The organism is Serratia plymuthica NBRC 102599 (assembly GCF_001590925.1).
Taxonomy (GTDB): Bacteria; Pseudomonadota; Gammaproteobacteria; order Enterobacterales; family Enterobacteriaceae; genus Serratia; species Serratia plymuthica.
The window spans coordinates 1-21,331 of the sequence record NZ_BCTU01000005.1 but is presented as its reverse complement, the minus strand read 5'-3'; the positions used below and the strand labels follow the sequence as shown (position 1 = coordinate 21,331).

At 55.2% G+C, this 21,331-nt stretch carries 19 protein-coding genes; 11 read left to right on the top strand and 8 right to left on the bottom strand.

The genetic code is table 11. The features are described from left to right. Nucleotides 1-22: 22 nt before the first annotated feature. Both SPL01S_RS03540 and ppsR read right to left on the bottom strand, forming a co-directional pair. A complete protein-coding gene (locus SPL01S_RS03540) occupies nucleotides 23-1,069 on the bottom strand; it encodes a 3-deoxy-7-phosphoheptulonate synthase (RefSeq protein ID WP_063197878.1) in 1,047 nt (348 codons plus the stop codon). Nucleotides 1,070-1,304: 235 nt separating this feature from the next. Next, nucleotides 1,305-2,126, bottom strand: a complete 822-nt coding sequence (ppsR, locus tag SPL01S_RS03535) for a posphoenolpyruvate synthetase regulatory kinase/phosphorylase PpsR (RefSeq protein WP_062870640.1) — start codon at nucleotides 2,124-2,126, stop codon at nucleotides 1,305-1,307. Between the two features lie 23 nt (nucleotides 2,127-2,149). Between ppsR and SPL01S_RS03530 the strand changes: the two genes are divergently transcribed. Then, nucleotides 2,150-2,440 (top strand): hypothetical protein, encoded by a 291-nt coding sequence (locus SPL01S_RS03530; protein WP_151206030.1) that lies wholly within the window; start codon nucleotides 2,150-2,152, stop codon nucleotides 2,438-2,440. A 218-nt stretch (nucleotides 2,441-2,658) separates the two neighbouring features. Further along, complete coding sequence (ppsA, locus tag SPL01S_RS03525; protein ID WP_006324926.1) at nucleotides 2,659-5,037, top strand: phosphoenolpyruvate synthase; 2,379 nt, start codon at nucleotides 2,659-2,661, stop codon at nucleotides 5,035-5,037. 469 nt (nucleotides 5,038-5,506) lie between these two features. On the opposite strand, the gene ydiK is transcribed toward ppsA, so the two are convergent. Further along, a complete protein-coding gene (ydiK, locus tag SPL01S_RS03520) occupies nucleotides 5,507-6,607 on the bottom strand; it encodes an AI-2E family transporter YdiK (RefSeq protein ID WP_020438918.1) in 1,101 nt (366 codons plus the stop codon). A gap of 311 nt (nucleotides 6,608-6,918) precedes the next feature. On the opposite strand from ydiK, the gene ydiJ reads away from it, so the two are divergent. Together ydiJ and menI are read left to right on the top strand one after the other, a co-directional pair. Beyond that, nucleotides 6,919-9,975, top strand: coding sequence for a D-2-hydroxyglutarate dehydrogenase YdiJ (gene ydiJ / locus SPL01S_RS03515; protein ID WP_062870642.1), 3,057 nt, complete (start codon nucleotides 6,919-6,921; stop codon nucleotides 9,973-9,975). After that, nucleotides 9,972-10,388 carry a 1,4-dihydroxy-2-naphthoyl-CoA hydrolase gene (gene menI / locus SPL01S_RS03510; protein ID WP_073972017.1) on the top strand — a complete coding sequence of 139 codons (417 nt, stop codon included), beginning with the start codon at nucleotides 9,972-9,974 and terminating at the stop codon, nucleotides 10,386-10,388. Before ydiJ ends, menI begins: the two co-directional genes overlap by 4 nt. A gap of 57 nt (nucleotides 10,389-10,445) precedes the next feature. On the opposite strand, the gene SPL01S_RS03505 is transcribed toward menI, so the two are convergent. Further along, on the bottom strand, nucleotides 10,446-10,850 hold the full coding sequence (locus tag SPL01S_RS03505) for a hypothetical protein (protein ID WP_004943694.1): 405 nt from the start codon (nucleotides 10,848-10,850) through the stop codon (nucleotides 10,446-10,448). 555 nt (nucleotides 10,851-11,405) lie between these two features. On the opposite strand from SPL01S_RS03505, the gene sufA reads away from it, so the two are divergent. The 7 genes from sufA to SPL01S_RS03470 all read left to right on the top strand — a co-directional run bounded on the left by sufA (nucleotide 11,406) and on the right by SPL01S_RS03470 (nucleotide 18,387). Continuing rightward, a complete protein-coding gene (gene sufA / locus SPL01S_RS03500; protein ID WP_004943698.1) occupies nucleotides 11,406-11,777 on the top strand; it encodes a Fe-S cluster assembly scaffold SufA in 372 nt (123 codons plus the stop codon). Nucleotides 11,778-11,791: 14 nt separating this feature from the next. Then, on the top strand, nucleotides 11,792-13,288 hold the full coding sequence (gene sufB, locus SPL01S_RS03495; protein WP_004943701.1) for a Fe-S cluster assembly protein SufB: 1,497 nt from the start codon (nucleotides 11,792-11,794) through the stop codon (nucleotides 13,286-13,288). Between the two features lie 42 nt (nucleotides 13,289-13,330). After that, nucleotides 13,331-14,077: a Fe-S cluster assembly ATPase SufC gene (sufC, locus tag SPL01S_RS03490; protein ID WP_004943704.1), complete on the top strand. Its 747-nt coding sequence runs from the start codon at nucleotides 13,331-13,333 to the stop codon at nucleotides 14,075-14,077. After that, a complete protein-coding gene (gene sufD, locus SPL01S_RS03485; RefSeq protein ID WP_004943708.1) occupies nucleotides 14,052-15,338 on the top strand; it encodes a Fe-S cluster assembly protein SufD in 1,287 nt (428 codons plus the stop codon). The genes sufC and sufD overlap by 26 nt, the downstream gene beginning before the upstream one ends. Continuing rightward, nucleotides 15,335-16,555, top strand: coding sequence for a cysteine desulfurase SufS (gene sufS / locus SPL01S_RS03480; protein WP_063197610.1), 1,221 nt, complete (start codon nucleotides 15,335-15,337; stop codon nucleotides 16,553-16,555). Before sufD ends, sufS begins: the two co-directional genes overlap by 4 nt. A gap of 98 nt (nucleotides 16,556-16,653) precedes the next feature. Next, nucleotides 16,654-17,070 (top strand): cysteine desulfuration protein SufE, encoded by a 417-nt coding sequence (gene sufE / locus SPL01S_RS03475; RefSeq protein WP_063197608.1) that lies wholly within the window; start codon nucleotides 16,654-16,656, stop codon nucleotides 17,068-17,070. Nucleotides 17,071-17,373: 303 nt separating this feature from the next. Beyond that, nucleotides 17,374-18,387 carry a L,D-transpeptidase family protein gene (locus tag SPL01S_RS03470; protein WP_063197605.1) on the top strand — a complete coding sequence of 338 codons (1,014 nt, stop codon included), beginning with the start codon at nucleotides 17,374-17,376 and terminating at the stop codon, nucleotides 18,385-18,387. Nucleotides 18,388-18,523: 136 nt separating this feature from the next. On the opposite strand, the gene SPL01S_RS03465 is transcribed toward SPL01S_RS03470, so the two are convergent. The 4 genes from SPL01S_RS03465 to SPL01S_RS03455 form a co-directional block, all read right to left on the bottom strand. Then, the gene (locus SPL01S_RS03465; RefSeq protein ID WP_004943717.1) at nucleotides 18,524-18,760 is read right to left on the bottom strand and encodes a major outer membrane lipoprotein; all 237 of its coding nucleotides are present in this window, start codon (nucleotides 18,758-18,760) and stop codon (nucleotides 18,524-18,526) included. A 308-nt stretch (nucleotides 18,761-19,068) separates the two neighbouring features. After that, on the bottom strand, nucleotides 19,069-20,481 hold the full coding sequence (pykF, locus tag SPL01S_RS03460; RefSeq protein ID WP_062870646.1) for a pyruvate kinase PykF: 1,413 nt from the start codon (nucleotides 20,479-20,481) through the stop codon (nucleotides 19,069-19,071). Between the two features lie 11 nt (nucleotides 20,482-20,492). After that, nucleotides 20,493-20,852, bottom strand: a complete 360-nt coding sequence (locus SPL01S_RS25135) for a hypothetical protein (RefSeq protein WP_147424932.1) — start codon at nucleotides 20,850-20,852, stop codon at nucleotides 20,493-20,495. Nucleotides 20,853-20,885: 33 nt separating this feature from the next. Further along, nucleotides 20,886-21,191 (bottom strand): cupin domain-containing protein, encoded by a 306-nt coding sequence (locus SPL01S_RS03455; RefSeq protein ID WP_004943720.1) that lies wholly within the window; start codon nucleotides 21,189-21,191, stop codon nucleotides 20,886-20,888. Nucleotides 21,192-21,331: the final 140 nt, after the last annotated feature.

Here is a 21,331-nt window from a genome sequence, read left to right as displayed (position 1 = left end):
GTCGCCACCCCGGAGAACAGGTTCAGAAGCGGGTATCCACCGCATCGGCCAACATGGCCAGCAGTTGTTCGCTGTCGGACCAGCTTAGGCATGGATCGGTGATTGACTGGCCGTAAGTCAGCGGTTGGCCGGCAACGATTTTCTGCGTGCCTTCCACCAGGAAACTTTCTGCCATCACGCCGGTGACGGCGGCGGAACCGGCGCGGATCTGCTGGCAGACATTCTCGGCCACTTCCAGTTGGCGGCGATGCAGTTTCTGGCAGTTGCCGTGGCTGAAGTCGATAACCAGATGCTCCGGCAGCTCAAATTCGCGCAGGCTGTCGCAGGCGGCAACGATATCGGTGGCGTGGTAGTTCGGCGTTTTGCCGCCGCGCATGATGATATGGCCGTAGGGATTGCCGCTGGTCTGATAAATCGTCATCTGCCCGTTTTTGTCCGGCGACAGGAACATGTGGCCGGCGCGCGCCGCGCGGATGGCGTCAATGGCGATGCGGGTATTGCCGTCGGTACCGTTCTTGAAGCCCACCGGGCAGGAGAGCGCAGAAGCCATTTCGCGGTGGATCTGGCTTTCGGTGGTGCGTGCACCGATGGCGCCCCAACTGATCAAATCGGCAATGTACTGGCCGACCACCATGTCCAGGAATTCGGTGGCGGTCGGCAGGCCGAGCTGATTGACTTCCAGTAACAGTCGGCGTGCCATTTCGATGCCACGATTTACCTGAAAGGTGCCATCCAGCGCTGGATCCGAGATCAGGCCTTTCCAGCCCACCACGGTGCGCGGCTTTTCAAAATAAGTGCGCATCACGATTTCCAGGCGATCCTTATAGCGAATGCGCAGCGCATTCAGACGGCCGGCATAATCGATGGCGGCGTCTAAATCGTGGATGGAGCAGGGGCCGATAACCACCAACAGGCGACGATCTTCGCCGGTAAGAATCTTTTCAATTCGTTGTCGTGACGCTGTCACGCTATCGGCAATGTCCGCCGAAATCGGCAGCTTTTCCGCCAATGCTTGCGGCGTGACGAGGCTGTCGATGCGCGCGGTCCGCAGTTCATCTGTTTTGTGCATGATTTTCTCTAAAGACTTTTCTTCGCTGCGGCAGGAGTGCCGGGAAGTGATGCCGATCACAATAACGTAAAAATCGGTGAATTCAACCGTAGAAATTGTGTTCTGTTGATCGAAGCCACTAAAAAAAGCACAAAAATCAGGGTCTGCGGGGAGATCAGTGGCAGACGGCAGGGAAAATGCCACTGCCGGGAGAGCGCACGGCCAGGCTAGTTGTTAGCGGCGAGCGCCATGCTGCCTAGAACATGCGGCGACTCATGCCAAGAATATCCAGGATTTTAGTGGAGATTTCCTCCACCGAATAGTTGGTGGTATTCAGATAGCGAATCTGGTTCTTGCGGAACAGCGCTTCGACTTCGGCAAGCTCCATCCGGCACTGGCGAAGGGAGGCATAACGGCTGTTTTCTCGGCGTTCTTCACGGATGGCGGCCAGCCGCTCCGGATCGATGGTCAGCCCGAACAGTTTATGCTGAAACGGTTTCAGCGCGGCGGGGAGATGCAAATTGTCCATATCGTCGGCGGTAAACGGATAGTTGGCGGCGCGGATCCCGAACTGCATGGCCAGATACAGGCTGGTGGGGGTTTTGCCGCAGCGGGATACGCCCAACAGTATGACCTGAGCCTGATCGAGATTACGTAGCGATATGCCGTCATCATGGGCTAACGTGTAGTCAATGGCGGCGATACGGGCATCATATTTACCGAGGTTGCTGGCCGTCAGCCCGTGGGTGCGGTTCGGCACCGGCGTGGGTTCAACGTCCAGTTCGCCCTGCAGAGGGCCGACCAGCGCCTGAACGATATCCTGGCAAAAGCCTTCGCTCTGGGTGATGACATTACGCACTTCCGGCGAAATGATGGAATAAAACACCAACGGGCGCACGCCAGTATCGCGATAAATATCGTTAATCTGTTGGCAGACTCCGCGGGCCCGCGCTTCGGTTTCAACGAAAGGCAACGTAAAGGTGGTGGCCTTGACCGGGAACTGAGATAAAACCGCGTGGCCCAATACTTCGGCGGTGATCGCCGTGCCATCCGAAATATAAAAAACGCTTCTTTCCACCCGAGGCTCCTTACCTGAAAACGGTGATGCAGTTGTATCGACTGCTTAACAGTATCATGGGCTTCAGGTTTACCGGCGGTAAAGGGGCGGGCAAAAAAAATGTGATAATGCGGGCAGAGTTGGTCATTAATTTTCGAGGCAGGGAGAATCATGAACCACAGGTTTTTCAGATGAAACGTTATTTTAATTTTTATGAAAAAGCAGAGTTTATTTTCAGTGGTGGAATGTTCAGCGCATTGGCGTTATGTTCATCAAAAGCCATTGAGTTTGAATGGTCTTTAAAACTGAAGTTTAAAAAATACTTAATTTGTTGAGATTTAAGCTTTTAGTGCCACAGGGAACGATTCCAGTCAAATTTCGCCGTTCAGGTAATTTTCCGAAAATCCACTTTCTTCATCGGGTTGATCGATTCACCTTTCCATTTCCTATGGATCATTGTGCTAGTCTGAGTTGGCTCCGTTTTGTCGGCGCCCAAGAAAGCAAACGAATTAAATCCGTCTATACCCTACTGATAGCAATAAGGATTGTCTCGATGTCCAACAATGGCCCAGACTTGCGTAATGTGCTTTGGTACAACCAGCTCGGCATGCACGACGTTGACCGTGTCGGCGGCAAAAATGCCTCCCTCGGTGAAATGATCACCAATCTTTCCGATTTGGGCGTGGCCGTACCAAACGGTTTTGCCACCACCGCACAGGCGTTTAACGATTTCCTCGAGCAAAGCGGTGTTAACCAGCGCATCTATCAATTACTGGATCAAACTGACGTTGACGATGTTGCTCAACTGGCCAAGGCCGGCGCGCAAATCCGCCAATGGGTCATCGACACGCCATTCCATGCGGAATTCGAGCGCGAAATTAACCTGGCTTACCAACAGCTGGCGGACGGCGAACCGGAAGCCTCGTTTGCCGTGCGTTCCTCCGCGACCGCGGAAGACATGCCGGATGCCTCTTTTGCCGGCCAGCAGGAAACCTTCCTCAACGTCCAGGGCATCGACGCTGTCATGGTGGCGATCAAACACGTTTTCGCCTCGCTGTTTAACGACCGCGCCATCTCGTATCGCGTACATCAGGGCTATGACCACCGCGGTGTAGCCTTGTCGGCCGGCGTACAGCGCATGGTACGTTCCGACCTGGCGTCTTCCGGCGTGATGTTCACCATTGATACCGAGTCGGGCTTTGATCAGGTGGTGTTTATTACGTCCGCCTTCGGCCTGGGCGAAATGGTGGTGCAGGGCGCGGTGAACCCGGATGAGTTCTATGTGCACAAACCGACGCTGCTACGCGGCAATCCGGCTATCGTCCGCCGCAACCTCGGCTCGAAGAAAATCCGCATGGTGTACGCGCCTTCGCTGGATCACGGCAAACAGGTGCAAATCGAAGATGTGCCAGAGCAGCAACGCAATCGTTTCTCTTTGACCGACCAGGAAGTGGAAGCGCTGGCGCATCAGGCGATTTTGATCGAAAAACATTACGGCCGCCCGATGGACATCGAGTGGGCCAAAGACGGCCATACCGGAAAATTGCTGATTGTGCAGGCACGTCCAGAAACCGTGCGTTCCAACGAGCAGACGATGGAACGTTATCAGCTTAACGGCACAAGTACGGTGCTGGTGGAAGGGCGAGCTATCGGCCATCGCATTGGTGCCGGCCCGGTGAAGGTGATCCACAGCATCAGCGAAATGGATCGTATTCTGCCGGGTGACGTGCTGGTTACCGACATGACCGACCCGGACTGGGAACCGATCATGAAGAAAGCGGCGGCGATAGTCACCAACCGTGGGGGGCGTACCTGCCACGCGGCGATTATCGCTCGCGAGCTGGGTATCCCGGCGGTAGTCGGCTGTGGCAACGCCACCGATTTGCTGAAAGACGGCCAGAACGTCACCGTTTCCTGTGCGGAAGGCGATACCGGCTTCGTGTACAGCGATATGATCGACTTTACCGTACAGAGCTCTGAAGTGACCGAATTGCCGGACCTGCCGTTGAAAATCATGATGAACGTCGGTAACCCGGATCGGGCTTTCGATTTTGCGCGTTTACCGAATGAAGGCGTGGGCCTGGCCCGTCTGGAATTTATCATCAACCGCATGATTGGCGTCCATCCAAAGGCGTTGCTGGAGTTCGATCAACAAACCCCGGCGCTTCAGAACGAAATCAAGGCGTTGATGCTGGGCTATGACCACCCGGTCGAGTTCTATGTGGGCCGCCTGACGGAAGGGATCGCCACGCTGGGTGCGGCATTCTGGCCGAAACGGGTGATCGTTCGTCTGTCCGATTTCAAATCCAATGAATACGCCAACTTGGTGGGCGGCGAGAAGTATGAACCGCACGAAGAGAACCCAATGCTGGGCTTCCGTGGGGCAGGCCGCTACGTGTCGGACAGCTTCCGCGATTGCTTTGCGATGGAGTGCGATGCGGTAAAACGTGTGCGCAACGACATGGGCCTCACCAACGTCGAGATCATGGTGCCCTTTGTTCGCACCGTAGCGCAGGCGGAGGCGGTGGTTGCGGAGTTGGCACGTCAGGGTCTTAAGCGCGGCGAGAACGGCCTGAAAGTGATCATGATGTGTGAAATTCCGTCCAATGCGCTGTTGGCGGATCAGTTCCTGGAGCACTTTGACGGCTTCTCGATCGGCTCTAACGACATGACTCAGTTGACGCTGGGGTTGGACCGCGATTCTGGCGTGGTGTCGGAACTGTTTGATGAACGCAACGAAGCGGTGAAGGCGCTGCTGTCGATGGCGATTCAGGCCGCTAAGCGTCATGGCAAATACGTGGGTATTTGTGGCCAGGGGCCATCCGATCATGAGGATTTCGCCGAATGGCTGATGGAGCAGGGCATTGACAGCCTGTCCCTCAATCCGGATACCGTGGTGCAAACCTGGATCAATCTGTCGAAGAAAAAATAACTCTTCATCGCCAGATTAATTGCTGAAGCAAAACCGTAACTCAGGTTACGGTTTTTTTATTGCTGAATGTAAATAGTGCCGGTGAGAAAATCGCCGGGGTCAAAAAAAGAATAAAAAAAAGCCCATCAAGAGACGGGCAAAGACTACACACAGCAATTTACATGTATGGCATTACATTGTTTGGAAAGCTTGCTTTAAAATCAGTGATTTGAAGCAATAGATGGTAATAATACTAGATATTTAAAGCCTGCCAGTCATTAAGAATCATCCTAATAAATACTTGCCTCATGATTTATTTTTCTGAACGCTTATTTTATCTTTATCGTATAAAGATGCATTCACTCGGCATGTTTAATTAATGTGCTCTAGCGGGCGGTTATATTATGGCAGAGAGTGAATTCGAAGGCCGGAAATGAACCGGGAGTCTGCTGAGGGTATTCTGCCCGGTTGCCCGGGCAGAATAGGGGAATTACCGCTCTTCCAACTCTTTGGCGACTTCATCCAGATCGGCCGTGGGTTCTGGCGTTTCGTCCATCCAGGCAGTGAGCAGACGATAAGATACCGCCAACACCACCGGGCCGATAAACAGGCCGATCATGCCGAAGGCCAGCAGGCCGCCGATAACGCCGGACAGGATCAGGAGCATCGGCAGATCGGCGCCCATGCGGATCAGCACCGGCCGCAACACGTTATCCAGCGTGGCAACCACGCAGCTCCACACCAACAGGACGGTGCCCCAGGTGGTGTCGCCGCTCCAGTACAACCAGATAATCGCCGGCACCAGCACCAGTAACGGCCCCAATTGCGCCACGCAGCAGATGAATATCAGCACCGTCAGCAAGGTGGCGGCAGGAATGCCGGACACCGCCAGGCCAATCCCGCCCAGAACCGATTGCACCAGCGCCGTCACCACAACGCCCAGCGCTACCGCGCGGATCGCCTGGCCACCCAGCACCACCGCCGCGTCGCCGCGCTCGGCCGCAAGACGTGCCGCAAAATGGCGAATACCCAGGGCCACTTGTTCACCCCGCGCATACAGCAGCACGCTGAACAGCAACATCAGCGTACAGTGCAGCAGGAAACGGCCGATATGCGCCGCTTGCGCGACAAACCAGGTGGCGGTCTGACCGAAGTAAGGTTGGATCTTCGCCAACAGCGCTGCGCCGCCGGCATTCACCAGAGTGTGGTAGCTGTTATAAACTTTGTTGCCGATCATCGGGATCGATTGCAACCAGGCCAGATCGGGAATATGCAGCTTGCCGGGGGTGCTGGCCCAGGCAACGACTGGCGCGCTGTTATCCACCACGCTGCTGACCAGCAGCGAAATCGGCAGGATAAACAGCAGGATCAGCAGCAGTGTCATGACCAGTACCGCCAGCGAGCGTCGGCCCCACAGCAGTTTTTGCAGTTTTATCAGCAGCGGCCAGGTGGCGATGACCACCATGCCCGCCCAGGCGAAGCCGAGAATAAAGGGTTGAATGACCCAAAAACAGGCGACGATCATGATGACGATAAACAGCACGCCAAAAATAATCCGTGGCAAATCGTATCGGGAGTGCGGGAGTGTCATGAATTAGGTTCTCATCCTGGTAAGTTAAATCCTTTGTACCCGCTAAGCATGGTGCATTTTCGCCATTTTTCACAATGCGGCGCACCTTTTATCGCACGCCATTCTGTAGCGGGGTAATTGTGATAATGTGAATGCCTTCACTAAACGAGTATGTTAGTTTTCAGCATCAATAAAAAGTAGGGTGGGTCTGAATATACCCTATGAATTTCAAGTTGCAGCCTACAACGCCGCAGCCTGAAAGGCGACGGGTAAAGACCTGATTCAGCGTATATTAACGCATAAAAAATAGACAGACAGGGTCAAAAAAGCGAATGATCCCACAGATTTCTCAGGCACCCGGCCTCATTCAACGGGTGCTCGACTTTTTGGAAGCCTTAAAGCAAAACGGATTCAACGGCGATATTGCGACCAGCTACGCTGATCGGCTGACGATGGCGACCGACAACAGCATCTATCAGCTGTTGCCTGACGCGGTGGTGTTTCCCCGTTCCACTGCGGATGTGGCGTTGATTGCGCGCCTGGCGGGAGAGGAGCGCTTTAGCGCGTTGACCTTCAGCCCGCGCGGCGGCGGCACCGGCACCAACGGCCAGGCCCTCAACACCGGCATCGTGGTGGATATGTCGCGCCATATGAACCGCATTCTTGAAATCAATGTCGAACAGGGGTGGGTGAAGGTTGAAGCCGGGGTCATCAAAGACCAGCTTAACCAGTATCTGCGGCCGTTCGGCTATTTCTTCTCGCCGGAACTTTCTACCAGTAACCGCGCGACGCTGGGTGGCATGATCAACACCGATGCTTCCGGCCAAGGCTCGCTGGTGTATGGCAAAACCTCCGATCACGTTTTGGGCCTGCGGGCGGTGCTGCTGGGGGGCGATATGATCGACACCCGCGCTATGCCGACATCGCTGGCGGAAACGATTGCTATGGAAGATACCGTTGAAGGCCGGATCTACCATAGGGTACTGAATAGCTGCCGCGACCAGCGTGCGCTGATCCTGGAGAAATTCCCCAAATTAAACCGTTTCCTGACCGGCTACGACCTGCGGCATGTGTTCAGTGACGATCTGCAAACCTTCGATCTAACGCGCATTTTGACCGGTGCAGAGGGCACGCTGGCGTTTATCACCGAGGCGCGTCTGGATATCACGCCGCTGCCGAAGGTACGTCGCCTGGTTAACGTGAAATATGACTCCTTTGATTCCGCCCTGCGCAACGCCCCGTTCATGGTGGAGGCCAAGGCGCTGTCGGTAGAGACCATTGATTCCAAGGTATTGAACCTGGCGCGGGAAGATATTGTCTGGCATTCGGTGAGTGAATTGATCACCAACGTGCCGGATAAAGAGATGCTGGGTCTGAACATCGTCGAATTTGCCGGGGATGACAAGGCGCTGATCGACCAGCAGATGGAAACGCTGTGTCTGCGGCTGGACGAGTTAATCCGCGAGAAGCAGGGCGGCGTGATTGGCTATCAGATCTGCGGGGACCTGGTCGGCATCGAGCGGATCTATAACATGCGCAAGAAGGCGGTCGGGCTGTTGGGCAACGCCAAAGGACGCGCCAAGCCTATTCCTTTCGCCGAGGATACCTGCGTGCCGCCGCAGCATTTGGCCGATTACATTGTCGAGTTCCGCCAGTTGCTGGACAGCCATAACCTCAGTTACGGCATGTTCGGCCATGTGGATGCCGGCGTATTGCACGTGCGGCCTGCGCTCGACATGTGCGATCCGCAGCAAGAAGTGCTGATGAAGCAGCTTTCCGACCAGGTGGTGGCGCTGACCGCCAAATATGGTGGATTGCTGTGGGGCGAACACGGCAAAGGTTTCCGCGCCGAATACAGCCCGGAATTCTTCGGTGAGCAGCTGTACGAAGAGTTGCGCCGCATCAAGGCCGCGTTCGATCCGAATAACCGCCTTAACCCCGGTAAAATTTGCCCGCCGTTGGGCGTTGATGCCCCGATGATGAAAGTGGACGCGGCCAAGCGCGGCACACTCGACCGCCGTATCCCGGTAGAGGTGCGTACCTCGTTCCGTGGCGCCATGGAGTGTAACGGCAACGGCTTGTGTTTTAACTTTGATGTGCGCAGCCCGATGTGCCCGTCGATGAAGATCACCGGTAGCCGCATTCACTCGCCAAAAGGCCGTGCGGCGCTGGTGCGCGAATGGTTGCGCCTGCTGTCCGAACAGGGGGTAGACCCGCTGGTGCTGGAACAGCAACTGCCGCAGCAGCGTCTTAGCTTCCGTACCTTGATCGAGAAAACCCGCAACAGCTGGTACGCCGGCAAAGGCGAATATGATTTTTCGCACGAGGTGAAAGAGGCGATGTCCGGCTGCCTGGCCTGTAAAGCCTGTTCCACCCAATGCCCGATTAAAATTGACGTGCCGGGTTTCCGCTCGCGTTTCCTGCAGCTGTATCACACCCGTTATCTGCGGCCGGCGCGTGACTATATGGTCGCCGGGGTTGAAAGCTATACGCCGCTGATGGCAAAAGCGCCGAAGGTATTCAATTTCTTCTTCCGCCAGCCTTGGGTGCGTGAGCTGAGCCGCAGCACTATCGGCATGGTCGATTTGCCGATGCTCTCCAGCCCGACACTGCGTCAGCAACTTTCCGGCCACGGCGCCTTGACCATGACGCTGGAGCAACTGGAAGCGTTGAGCGCCGAACAACGCGAGCAACACGTGCTGATCGTGCAGGATCCTTTCACCAGCTATTACGACGCCAAGGTGGTGGCGGACTTTGTGCGGCTGGTGGAAAAGCTCGGTTACCAGCCGGTGTTGCTGCCCTTCTCACCGAACGGCAAGGCGCAGCATATCAAAGGTTTCTTGACGCGCTTTGCCCGCACCGCGCGCAAAACCGCCGATTTCCTCAACCGGGTGGCGAAACTCGGGATGCCGCTGGTAGGGGTCGATCCGGCGCTGGTGCTGTGCTATCGCGACGAATATAACGAGATCCTCGGCGAAACTCGCGGTGACTTCCAGGTGCAACTGGTGCATGAATGGCTGCAACAGCTGCTGGCGGAACGTGCCGAACAACCGGCGACCGGTGAGGCCTGGTACTTGTTTGGCCACTGTACCGAAACCACGGCGCTGCCGGCCAGCGGCCAGCATTGGGCGTCGATCTTCTCCCGTTTCGGGGCCAGGCTGGAAAATGTCAGCGTGGGCTGTTGCGGCATGGCGGGCACCTACGGGCACGAAGTGAAGAACCTGGAGAATTCGCTCGGGATTTATGAGCTATCATGGCATCAGGCGTTGCAACGTTTGCCGCGGCAACGCTGTCTGGCGACCGGTTATTCCTGTCGCAGCCAGGTCAAACGCATTGAGGGTAACGGCGTGCGCCACCCGTTACAGGCACTTCTGGAGATGATTGCGTGAAATTGTGGAAACGAGAAACGACGCTGGAGCAGTTAAACCGCGCCGGTGAGGGATGCATGGTGAGCCATGTGGGGATTCACTTCACCCGGCTGGAAGACGATTTTCTTGAAGCCACGATGCCGGTGGACCACCGTACCCGGCAACCTTTCGGGCTGTTGCACGGCGGGGCGTCGGTGGTGCTGGCGGAGTCGATGGGATCGATGGCCGGTTATCTGTGCAGCGAAGGGGAGCAGAAAGTGGTAGGGCTGGAAATCAACGCCAACCATTTGCGGGCGGTATTTGAAGGGCAGGTGCGTGGTGTATGCCGCGCGCTGCACGTTGGCCGACGGCATCAGGTGTGGCAGATCGAAATATTCGATTCGCGCGACCGGTTGTGCTGCACCTCACGCCTGACCACCGCAATCATCGACTGATCCTCCCACCCGCAGGCGCCTTTGCCTGCGGGTACTCCGTTGCCGTTCCGCAGACATTTACAGTTGGAATGGCACCCGCTTGACGAAATCCTTCTGGAAGGCGTTAGCCTTCTCCCAGGTGCCTTCCATCGCATATTTCTGGCAGATTAAGGTCAGGGTATGCCGGGCAAAATGATAGCTCTGAACCCGAAACAACTGGCAGCGCTGCGGGTTGTTGATTTCGACGATCAGCCGGTTATGCAGTTTGCTGAGCGCGTGCAGATAGCTTTCATCATCGCCGTTTTCCAGGCACAGATTGGCCATGTTCAGGCTGACGTTATTGTAGCGTTTCAGATGGTTGATATTGCACTCTGGCCGCCTGAGCGACGCCTCCGCCATGTAGAAATCTACCGTGGCATCGCGCACGCTGAATTTATAGTCATCAATTTTGCCCAGCAGCCACGCATTCATCGAGATATTCATTTACCCGCGCTCACTTGTATTTGAATGATAATCATTATCATATTTACGGATGCGTTCGCGATCAATCATTCTGTTGAAATTTTTATCGGACACCGGGGCTGCATTTGCTCTGCGCCGACCCAATATCAGTCAGTAGCGGCTAAACTTTAATCAATGACGGCGGTTTCGGCCAGTGTGGCCGGGCGGTGCAAATGACGGAAAACGCCGCTAATTGCCGATAAACGCATTTTTGAGACAGACAAAATGTTGAAATAGGTATTTTCTATGAATGTTTACATCGACAATAAAAGCCGGCGGTGTAAAGGGGATGAGCCAGCGGCTGGGCGGTGCGGTGATTCAGGATGTACAGTAAATTCATAAGGATAAAATGAACGCGTCGCCGCCGGACTGCGTCAGGCACCCTGACTGTCCCTTCTGCTTGCCGTGTGCGGCAGCAAAAAAACGGGCTTTTGGCGGATACCCCCGCAAAACAAACGGTTGAAGTGATAATTGTTATCACTAACATATAAGCAACCCAGATTGGCTGTGGTAAAACACGAGTGTGAGGTAGGCCCTATGCAAACGGAAAATGTCGGCACCTTTTCTCTGGACGAAAATGTCTGGCAAGGCATTTTGCTCAGCGACAACGCCGTACAACAAATTACTAAATTGATGCAGCAGGATCCGCAAGTGAAGGGGCTGCAACTCGGAGTGAAGCAATCAGGCTGCGCCGGGTTTGCCTATGTGCTGGATCTCACCCGTGCCCCGGCGGAAGACGACCTGCTGTTTGAGCGCGATGGCGCCAAACTGTATGTGCCGCTTAAAGCCATGCCGTTCATTGATGGCACCACGGTAGATTTTGTCCGTGAAGGGCTGAATCAAATATTCAAATTCAATAACCCTAAAGCTCAGCATGCCTGCGGGTGCGGCGAGAGCTTTGGCGTTTGAGCGATGCAATCAACATGACACGAAGCAATGTAGAAATGCCTAATGAAGTGCAGGCTTGGGTCAGCGAAGGGCGCTACAAAGAAGGCTTTTTCACCCAGCTGGATACCGATGAATTGGCGACGGGCATCAACGAAGATGTGGTGCGCGCCATTTCGGCCAAGCGTAACGAACCTGAGTGGATGCTGGAATTCCGCCTGGAGGCCTACCGTGCCTGGCTGCAAATGGAAGAGCCGCACTGGTTGAAAGCGAACTATGACCGGTTGAACTACCAGGATTACAGCTATTACTCGGCGCCCTCCTGCGGCAGTTGCGACGACGCCTGCGGCTCCCAGCCCGGCGCCGAACAGCAACCCGGTGCGGCAACCGAAAACAGCTACCTGACCAGCGAAGTTGAACTGGCGTTTAACCAGCTCGGCGTACCGGTGCGTGAAGGCAGCGAAGTGGCGGTAGACGCGATATTCGATTCGGTATCGGTCTCCACCACCTACCGCGAAAAACTGGCGGAAAGCGGGGTGATTTTCTGCTCGTTCGGCGAGGCGATTCAGGAATACCCGGATCTGGTGCGCAAGTACCTGGGCCGCGTAGTGCCGTCCAACGATAACTTCTTTGCCGCGCTGAACGCCGCAGTGGCCTCCGACGGCACTTTTGTCTACGTGCCGAAAGGCGTGCGCTGCCCGATGGAACTCTCGACCTATTTCCGCATTAACGCCGCCAAAACCGGCCAGTTCGAACGCACGATTCTGATCGCTGATGAAGGTAGCTACGTCAGTTACATCGAAGGTTGCTCAGCCCCGGTGCGTGACAGCTATCAGTTGCATGCGGCGGTAGTGGAAGTGATCCTGCACAAAGACGCCGAAGTGAAATATTCAACGGTGCAAAACTGGTTCTCCGGCGGTGACAGCAAGGGCGGCATTCTCAACTTCGTGACCAAGCGCGCGTTGTGCGAAGGCGCAGGCTCGAAAATGTCCTGGACCCAGTCGGAAACCGGTTCGGCGATCACCTGGAAATACCCGAGCGTGATCCTGCAAGGCGATAACTCGATCGGCGAATTTTTCTCGGTGGCGCTGACCAGCGGCCATCAGCAGGCGGATACCGGCACCAAGATGATCCACATCGGCAAGAACACCCGATCGACCATCATTGCCAAAGGCATCTCCGCCGGGCACAGCGAGAACACTTACCGCGGCCTGGTGAAGATCCTGCCGGGGGCGGAAAATGCGCGTAACTTTACCCAATGCGACTCGATGCTGATTGGACCGGACAGCGGAGCCCATACCTTCCCGTACGTGGAGGCCCGCAATAACAGCGCACAGCTGGAACACGAAGCGACCACGTCGAAAATCGGCGATGACCAACTGTTCTACTGTTTGCAGCGCGGCATCAGCGAAGACAATGCCATCTCTATGATCGTCAACGGATTCTGTAAGGACGTGTTCTCTGAACTGCCGCTGGAATTCGCCGTCGAGGCGCAAAAGTTATTGGCCATCAGCCTGGAACACAGCGTGGGCTAAACGCCGGATTTACAGCGCAGCAGCGCTACTTAAGGACACCGCATGTTAAGTATCAAGAATTTGAAAGTCAGCGCCGAAGGCAATGAGATCCTCAAGGGATTGAACCTGGAGATCAAGCCGGGTGAAGTGCATGCCATCATGGGGCCGAACGGCTCGGGCAAGAGTACGCTCTCCGCCACCCTGGCGGGGCGTGAAGAGTATGAGGTGACCGAGGGCGAGGTTACCTTCAAGGGTAAAGACCTGCTTGAGCTGGCCCCGGAAGATCGCGCCGGCGAAGGCGTGTTCCTGGCGTTCCAGTATCCGGTTGAGATCCCCGGGGTCAGCAACCACTTCTTCCTGCAGACGTCGGTGAATGCGGTGCGCAAATACCGCCAGCAAGAACCGCTCGACCGCTTCGATTTTGCTGATTTCATCGAAGAAAAGATTGAGTTGCTGAATATGCCCCAGGATCTGTTGACCCGCTCGGTCAACGTCGGTTTCTCTGGCGGCGAGAAAAAGCGTAATGACATTCTGCAGATGGCGGCGCTGGAGCCGGATCTGTGCATCCTGGATGAAACTGACTCCGGCCTGGATATTGACGCGCTGAAGATCGTCGCCAACGGCGTTAATTCGCTGCGGGACGGCAAACGCGCCTTCATTATCGTCACGCACTACCAGCGTATTCTGGACTACATCAAACCGGATTATGTTCATGTTCTGTCTCAAGGGCGCATCGTGAAGTCCGGCGATTTCTCCCTGGTGAAACAGTTGGAGGAGCAGGGCTATGGCTGGCTTACCGACCAACAATAACTCGCGTGCGTTGCAACAGCTTTACAGCCTGTTCGAGGCCCGTGGCGGCGAACACTCCGCTCACGCCCTGGCGCACTGGCAGCAGGCTTTGCGTCTGGGCTGGCCGACGCGCAAACATGAAAACTGGAAATATACCCCGCTGGAGGGCTTGCTGGAGCAGCAATTCCTTGAGCCGCAGGCCGAACCGATCGCTGCCGCCCAACGTGATGCGCTGGCGCTGAACCTCGATGCTTATCGGCTGGTGTTTGTCGACGGGCGTTTCAACGCCGCGCTGAGCGACAGCGATCTGGGCGAATACCAGTTCGAGGTCACTCCCTACGGCACGCCGCAGGCATTGCCGGAGCCGATTCAGCCTGAAATTTTTCTGCACCTGACCGAAAGCCTGGCGCAGGAGACCAGCATGATCCGCGTGGCGGCCGGCAAGATCGCTGCTCGGCCGTTGTACCTGTTGCACATCAGCAGTGGACGCGGCGCTGAGGGCGAGGTGAATACTGTGCATCATCGCCATCACCTCGACGTCGGTCGCAATGCCCGGGCTGAGGTGATCGAGCATTATGTCAGCCTGAACGATGCCGCGCATTTCACCGGCGCGCGTCTGACAGCCAGCATCGGAGACAACGCGGAGCTGCGTCACTGCAAGCTGGCGTTCGAAAGCCAGGCGAGCTACCACTTTGCGCATAACGACTTGGTGATTGGCCGCGACGCGCGGGTGAAAAGCGACAGCTTCCTGTTGGGGGCCGGCCTTACGCGGCATAACACCAGCGCGCAGTTGAACGGCGAAGGTTCCAACCTGGTGATCAACAGCCTGGTGCTGCCGGTGGGCAAGGATGTGTGCGATACCCGTACCTATCTGGAGCACAACAAAGGTTACTGTGAGAGCCGTCAACTGCATAAAACGGTGGTCAGCGATCGCGCCAAGGCGGTATTCAACGGCATGATCAAAGTCGCCAAGCATGCGATCAAGACCGACGGCCAGATGACCAACCACAACCTGCTGCTGGGTAAGGTGGCGGAGGTGGACACCAAGCCGCAGTTGGAAATCTACGCCGATGACGTGAAATGCAGCCACGGCGCCACCGTCGGGCGTATTGATGAAGAGCAACTGTTCTATCTGCAATCGCGCGGTATTGATAAACACGCAGCGCAGCAGATGATCATCTTCGCCTTTGCCGCTGAACTGACCGAGGGCATCGGCAACGATGTTATCCGCGAATGGGTGCTGACGCGCATAGCGCAACGCCTGCCGGGGGAGGCCGCATGAGTTTTCCGATTGAACGGGTGCGCAGCGAATTCCCCCTTTTGGCGCGTGAAGTCAATGGCCGGCCGCTGGCTTACCTTGACAGTGCCGCCAGCGCGCAGAAGCCGCAGGCGGTGATCGATCGCGAACTGGATTTTTATCGCCATGGCTACGCTGCGGTACACCGTGGCATCCACACGCTGAGCGCAGAAGCGACGCAGGACATGGAAGCGGTGCGCGAAAAAGTGGCGGCGTTTATCAACGCCGCTTCGGCGGAAGAGATTGTTTTCGTCAAGGGCACCACCGAGGGCATTAACCTGGTGGCCAACAGCTTTGGCCGCCATGTCCTGCAACCGGGCGACAGCATTATCATCACCGAGATGGAGCATCACGCCAATATTGTTCCCTGGCAGATGCTGGCGCAGGAGCGCGGGCTTCAACTGCGGGTATGGCCGCTGCAGCAGGACGGCACGCTGGATCTGGCACAGTTGCCGGGTTTGATCGACTCGTCCACCAAATTGCTGGCGATGACCCAGGTCTCCAACGTGCTGGGCACGGTGAACCCGGTGCGTGAAATCATCGCTCAGGCGAAGGCTGCGGGCCTGAAGGTGCTGATAGACGGTGCACAGGCCGTTATGCATCAACGCGTGGATGTGCAGGCGCTGGATTGCGATTTCTATGTGTTTTCCGGCCACAAGCTGTATGGCCCTTCCGGTATCGGCATTCTTTATGGCCGCCAGGTGCTGCTGCAGCAGATGCCGCCGTGGGAAGGCGGGGGATCGATGATACAACAGGTCAGCCTGACTAACGGCACCACCTATGCCGAGCCGCCGTGGCGCTTTGAGGCCGGTTCACCGAACACGGCCGGCATGATGGGGCTGGGCGCGGCGATTGATTATGTTAACGCGCTGGGGCTGGAGGCGATACACGACTACGAGCAGTCGCTGATGCACTATGCGCTCGAAGCGCTGAAACAGGTGCCGACGCTTAACATCTATGGTCCGGCAGAGCGCGCTGGGGTCATTGCCTTTAACCTGGGTGAGCATCACGCTTACGATGTCGGCAGTTTTCTGGATCAATACGGTATCGCCATTCGTACCGGGCACCATTGCGCGATGCCGTTGATGGCGTTCTATAATGTGCCGAGCATGTGTCGCGCTTCGCTGGCGTTATACAACACCCGCGATGAAGTTGATCGGCTGGTGGCCGGGTTGCAGCGTATCCAAAAACTCTTGGGGTAGGTCGAGGGTGCCGCTTGTGGCGCTCTCTGGCGAAACAATGTCTGCAGACAGTTACGCGGGGCCGGCATGCCGGTCCCTGAATTATTGAAAGGATCCTCATGGCGAACTTGCCGGATAAAGATAAGTTGGTGCGTAATTTTTCCCGTTGTCTTAATTGGGAAGATAAGTACCTGTATGTGATTGAACTGGGCGCGAGGCTGCCGGCACTTGCCGAGGACGAACGTCAGGCGAGCAATCTGATTTCCGGCTGCCAGAGCCAGGTGTGGATTGTGATGCACACTGACGAGCAAGGGTGCGTCGAATTTCACGGTGACAGCGATGCGGCCATCGTCAAAGGGTTGCTGGCGGTAGTGTTTATTCTGTATCACCAAATGACGCCACAGCAGATTACCGAGCTTGATGTGCGGCCCTTTTTCGCCGAACTGGCGTTGAGCCAGCACCTGACGCCATCGCGTTCCCAGGGGTTGGAGGCGATGATCCGCGCTATCCGCAGTAAGGCCACCCAGTTGCTGTGAGCCTGCTTTGATATTCAGAAAGGCTTATTGATGCGTTGAATATATTTCTTGTGTCAGTGAGTCTTTACAAATCCCTTCCGAACCCCCCGTCTGTGCAACAAATCAGTGACATTTCAGCAGCTTGCTGATTGACGTTGCATTGACAAACCTGTCGCGCAATTACGTTATAACATGTTGATTTTTAGAGGACTTATTGCCTTTAATGCCAGCGTTGCTAGTATTAATCAGGTATTGTCTGATTTACCTGCCGTCAGGTGCCCGCTAGCCTTGTGGCCGAACCGTAATAAGCATATAGGGATGATAATGAAACGTGCGTTGAGTTTAATGGGCATGCTATTCGCCACCGTACTGACAGGCACCCAAGCCGCCAGCGCGACCGAGTATCCGTTGCCGTCGCCGGACAGCCGCCTGATTGGCGAGAACACCACTTATACCGTACCTAACGATGGCCGTCCGTTAGAGGCCATTGCCGCCGAGTATCAAATTGGTCTGTTGGGCATGTTGGAGGCCAATCCGGGTACGGATCCGTTCTTGCCCAAGCCGGGTTCGGTATTAACCATCCCGACCCAAATGCTGCTGCCGGACACCAAGCGTGAGGGGATAGTGGTCAATCTGGCCGAACTGCGCCTGTACTACTACCCGAAAGGCGAGAATAAAGTGATTGTTTATCCTATCGGTATTGGCCAAACCGGCATGCATACGCCGCTGCAGGTGACCTCAGTCAGCCAGAAGATCCCGAACCCGACCTGGACACCAACCGCCAACATCCGTAAGCGCTATCAGGCGAAAGGCGTGACGCTGCCAGCGGTCATACCGGCCGGCCCTGAAAACCCGATGGGGCTGTTTGCCATGCGTTTGGCTATGGGGCACGGTGAGTACCTGATCCACGGCACCAATGCCAATTTCGGTATTGGCATGCGCGTCAGCTCCGGCTGTATCCGCCTGCGTCCGAAGGATATCGAAGCGCTGTTTAACATGGTACCGCGCGGCACCCGCGTACAGGTGATTAACGATCCGGTGAAAATTTCCGTAGAGCCGGACGGTAAGCGTTACGTCGAAGTCCATCAGCCGCTGTCGAGAGTCGAAAGCGACGATCCGCAGACCATGCCGATTTCACTGTCCAAAACCGAAAAAAGCTTTGTCGAGGATTCGCAGACCGATCGTGCGGTGTTCGACAGTGCGGTTGTACGCCGCTCTGGCATGCCGGTACTGGTTAATCTAGGGCAGAGTACGTCTGAGGTGACTTTAACGCCTGTAGCCCCGCAGGGAGCGAATAAGGGCCTGTTCAAGGGGGCACCTATCAGCGCGGTGAATTAAATACGGGTCATAACTGACGATTCTGAGGGGGTTCAGCGTGCTGAACCCTTTTTTTCGCCTGTGGCGAGGGGAAAGGGGAGTGCAAACAAAAAAAAACGGCGCACAATGTGCGCCGTTTTCAATAACCGAAGCTATCTTACTTTTTGTAAGCGTGAGCTTGGTTGTCCAGGCGCTGGTTAGCACGTGCTGCGTCGTCTTTAGCTGCTTGAACGTCAGAACGGATTGCGTTCACGTCGTTGCTCAGCTGGTCAACTTTAGCGTTCAGAGTCTGAACGTCAGAAGACAGTTGATCGATTTTAGCATTGCTAGAGCAGCCTGCCAGCAGAGTGGAACCCAGGATTACCGCGCCCAGTACCAGTTTAGTACGATTCATTATAACACCCTCTAGATTGAGTTAATCTCCATGTAGCGTTACAAGTATTACACAAACTTTTTTCGAAAGAGAATAATTTTTTTGTATTGGAGTGCTTTATTTTGATCGTTCGCTCAAACTTGCATCTTCTTTTGATGAATAGTTAAAAAATCTAGGGAAAACAGCTGGATTCCATGGGACAACTCCGATTTGTAATTAGCCAAATAATGAGCAATCGGCAGTTGCGTTTTTGGGAAAACAGTTTACTACTGCTAAAAAAAACGCCGCTAAGCGGCGTTTTGGTCAAGACAATTATGTCACGTTTTATATTACAGCACGTGAACCGAGGCAGTATTGGTGGTGCCGCTCGGTACCAGAGCGCCAGAAACCATCACCACAACGTCGCCTTTTTGCGCCAGGCCACTGGCCAGTGCAGCTTCTTTGCCAATGCGATAGAAGTCGTCGGTAGAGGCGATTTCTTTGACCATTTGCGGCGTAACGCCTTTGGTCAGGATCAATTGGCGAGCGGTGACTTCGTTGGTGGTCAGCGCCAGGATCACGGCGTTAGGGAAGTATTTACGCACGGATTTGGCTGATTTACCGCCGCTGGTGGCAACCACAATCAATGGCGCGTCCAGTTTTTCTGCGGTTTCAACGGCGCCACGGCAGACGGCTTCGGTGATGCGTAGTTTGCGGTTGTCGTTCAGGCTGTCAATACGGCTTGGCATCACGCGATCGGTGCGCTCGCAGATGGTGGCCATAATGGTCACGGCTTCCAGCGGGTATTTGCCCTTGGCGCTCTCGCCTGACAACATAACGGCGTCGGTGCCGTCCAGAATGGCGTTCGCCACGTCGCCGGCTTCAGCACGGGTAGGGCGCGGGTTCTTGATCATCGAATCCAGCATTTGGGTGGCAGTGATCACCACTTTACGTGCGCGATTACATTTTTCGATCATCATCTTCTGAGCGAAGATCACTTCTTCTACCGGGATTTCTACGCCCAGATCGCCACGGGCTACCATGATGCCGTCAGAGGCTTCGAGGATCTCGTCGAAGTTGTTCAGGCCTTCCTGGTTTTCAATTTTGGAGATGATCTGAATCTGCTCGCCGCCGTGGGCTTTCAGATGTTCGCGGATTTCCAGCACGTCGGAGCGTTTGCGGATAAAGGACGCGGCAACGAAGTCGACACCTTGTTCACAGCCGAAAATCAGGTCGCGTTTGTCTTTTTCTGCCAATGCAGGCAGTTGGATGGAAACGCCCGGCAGGTTAACGCCTTTGTTTTCGCCCAGATCGCCGCTGTTCAGTACCTTACAGATCACTTCGTTCTCGGTCACGTTAGTGACTTCCATGCCGATCAGGCCGTCGTCAACCAGCACGGTATTGCCGATTTTCAGATCGGCGGAGAAGCCGGCGTAGGTGACCGCAACGCGTTCGTTATTGCCGATAATGCTTTGATCGGTGGTGAAAGTGAAGGTCTGGCCGGCAACCAGCGCCGCGTCTTTACCGCCTTCCAGCTTCATGGTGCGGATTTCCGGGCCTTTGGTATCCAGCAGGATACCGGCGTTTTTGCCGGTTTTCGCGATCACGGCACGCATGTTCTTGATGCGGTTACCATGTTCTTCATAATCGCCGTGGGAGAAGTTGAGGCGCATTACGTTCATGCCTGCATTGAGCAGGTTGGTCAGCATTTCTTCCGATTCGGTTTTTGGACCGATGGTACAAACAATTTTGGTCTTTTTCATGACGGAGTTTTCTACAAGTTGTGATGGATAAAAAAACGAATAAAACCAGCGGCCAGGCCACCGGTATGGAATTTGAGTCGCGCCTGGTGGTGCAAAACACAGTTAAGGATAGGTGACCAGAGTTGAAATGGGGTGTAAAAATTCAGCCCGCGCCAGGGCGTAGGGATGCTGCGCAACATGATGAGATGAAAATGTGTTGTTATTGCGTTTTCGCAGATCAAGGGCTGAAACCATTCAACTGAAAGACGTTGCGCATTATAAAGGCTAAGCGACGGGAAACAAAATAAAAAACCGGTGATCGACGGCGGATCCTTCAAATCAGCAGCAAATGTGGCGCAAATGCAAATCACCAGCAGGTGTTTGTTGCGCAAATAACCTTGCTGTGAACGAAACAATTAACGCAATCAATCTGCCGTGATGATTTCCAGCAGGGTTCCGGCAGTCAGGCAGAAGCATCCGCTGGCGGTGTTGGCGGGAATGGCGATAGTTTCCCCGGCCACCACCACCTGAGTATCACTGCCAACGGTGAATTCAAACTCACCGGAAACGACCCGCGTTTGCAATGAATGCTCCCGCTTTTGCAGTTGCCCGAAGGTGCCGGCCCCGAATTTGACTTCCGTAGCACGGGCGCCATCGCTCATTACACCTTGGCGGCGGATGAGGCCGTTGTCGAGTTTTTCAAACGGAGTTTCTGCGGTAAATGTCAGCATTAAACTTGTCCTGCAAAAGGTGTTCGCCATGATGATATTCGGATACGGCTAGCGGTTACAGAAGTAACGTTCGGGAATCGCATGGGCAGATTAGGGTAATGGAAGTATCGGATAGAAAGGTCAAGCCTGGGGAAATAACG

What these genes read in the sequence shown, in the direction of transcription:
- sufE (WP_063197608.1), top strand. Translation starts at nt 16,654, where the DNA reads ATGGCGAACTTGCCGGATAAAGATAAGTTGGTGCGTAATTTTTCCCGT.
- SPL01S_RS03455 (WP_004943720.1), bottom strand. Translation starts at nt 21,191, where the DNA reads ATGCTGACATTTACCGCAGAAACTCCGTTTGAAAAACTCGACAACGGC.
- SPL01S_RS03505 (WP_004943694.1), bottom strand. Translation starts at nt 10,850, where the DNA reads ATGAATATCTCGATGAATGCGTGGCTGCTGGGCAAAATTGATGACTAT.
- sufA (WP_004943698.1), top strand. Translation starts at nt 11,406, where the DNA reads ATGCAAACGGAAAATGTCGGCACCTTTTCTCTGGACGAAAATGTCTGG.
- SPL01S_RS03470 (WP_063197605.1), top strand. Translation starts at nt 17,374, where the DNA reads ATGAAACGTGCGTTGAGTTTAATGGGCATGCTATTCGCCACCGTACTG.
- SPL01S_RS03465 (WP_004943717.1), bottom strand. Translation starts at nt 18,760, where the DNA reads ATGAATCGTACTAAACTGGTACTGGGCGCGGTAATCCTGGGTTCCACT.
- ydiJ (WP_062870642.1), top strand. Translation starts at nt 6,919, where the DNA reads ATGATCCCACAGATTTCTCAGGCACCCGGCCTCATTCAACGGGTGCTC.
- pykF (WP_062870646.1), bottom strand. Translation starts at nt 20,481, where the DNA reads ATGAAAAAGACCAAAATTGTTTGTACCATCGGTCCAAAAACCGAATCG.
- sufS (WP_063197610.1), top strand. Translation starts at nt 15,335, where the DNA reads ATGAGTTTTCCGATTGAACGGGTGCGCAGCGAATTCCCCCTTTTGGCG.
- ppsA (WP_006324926.1), top strand. Translation starts at nt 2,659, where the DNA reads ATGTCCAACAATGGCCCAGACTTGCGTAATGTGCTTTGGTACAACCAG.
- SPL01S_RS03540 (WP_063197878.1), bottom strand. Translation starts at nt 1,069, where the DNA reads ATGCACAAAACAGATGAACTGCGGACCGCGCGCATCGACAGCCTCGTC.
- sufC (WP_004943704.1), top strand. Translation starts at nt 13,331, where the DNA reads ATGTTAAGTATCAAGAATTTGAAAGTCAGCGCCGAAGGCAATGAGATC.
- sufB (WP_004943701.1), top strand. Translation starts at nt 11,792, where the DNA reads ATGACACGAAGCAATGTAGAAATGCCTAATGAAGTGCAGGCTTGGGTC.
- ydiK (WP_020438918.1), bottom strand. Translation starts at nt 6,607, where the DNA reads ATGACACTCCCGCACTCCCGATACGATTTGCCACGGATTATTTTTGGC.
- sufD (WP_004943708.1), top strand. Translation starts at nt 14,052, where the DNA reads ATGGCTGGCTTACCGACCAACAATAACTCGCGTGCGTTGCAACAGCTT.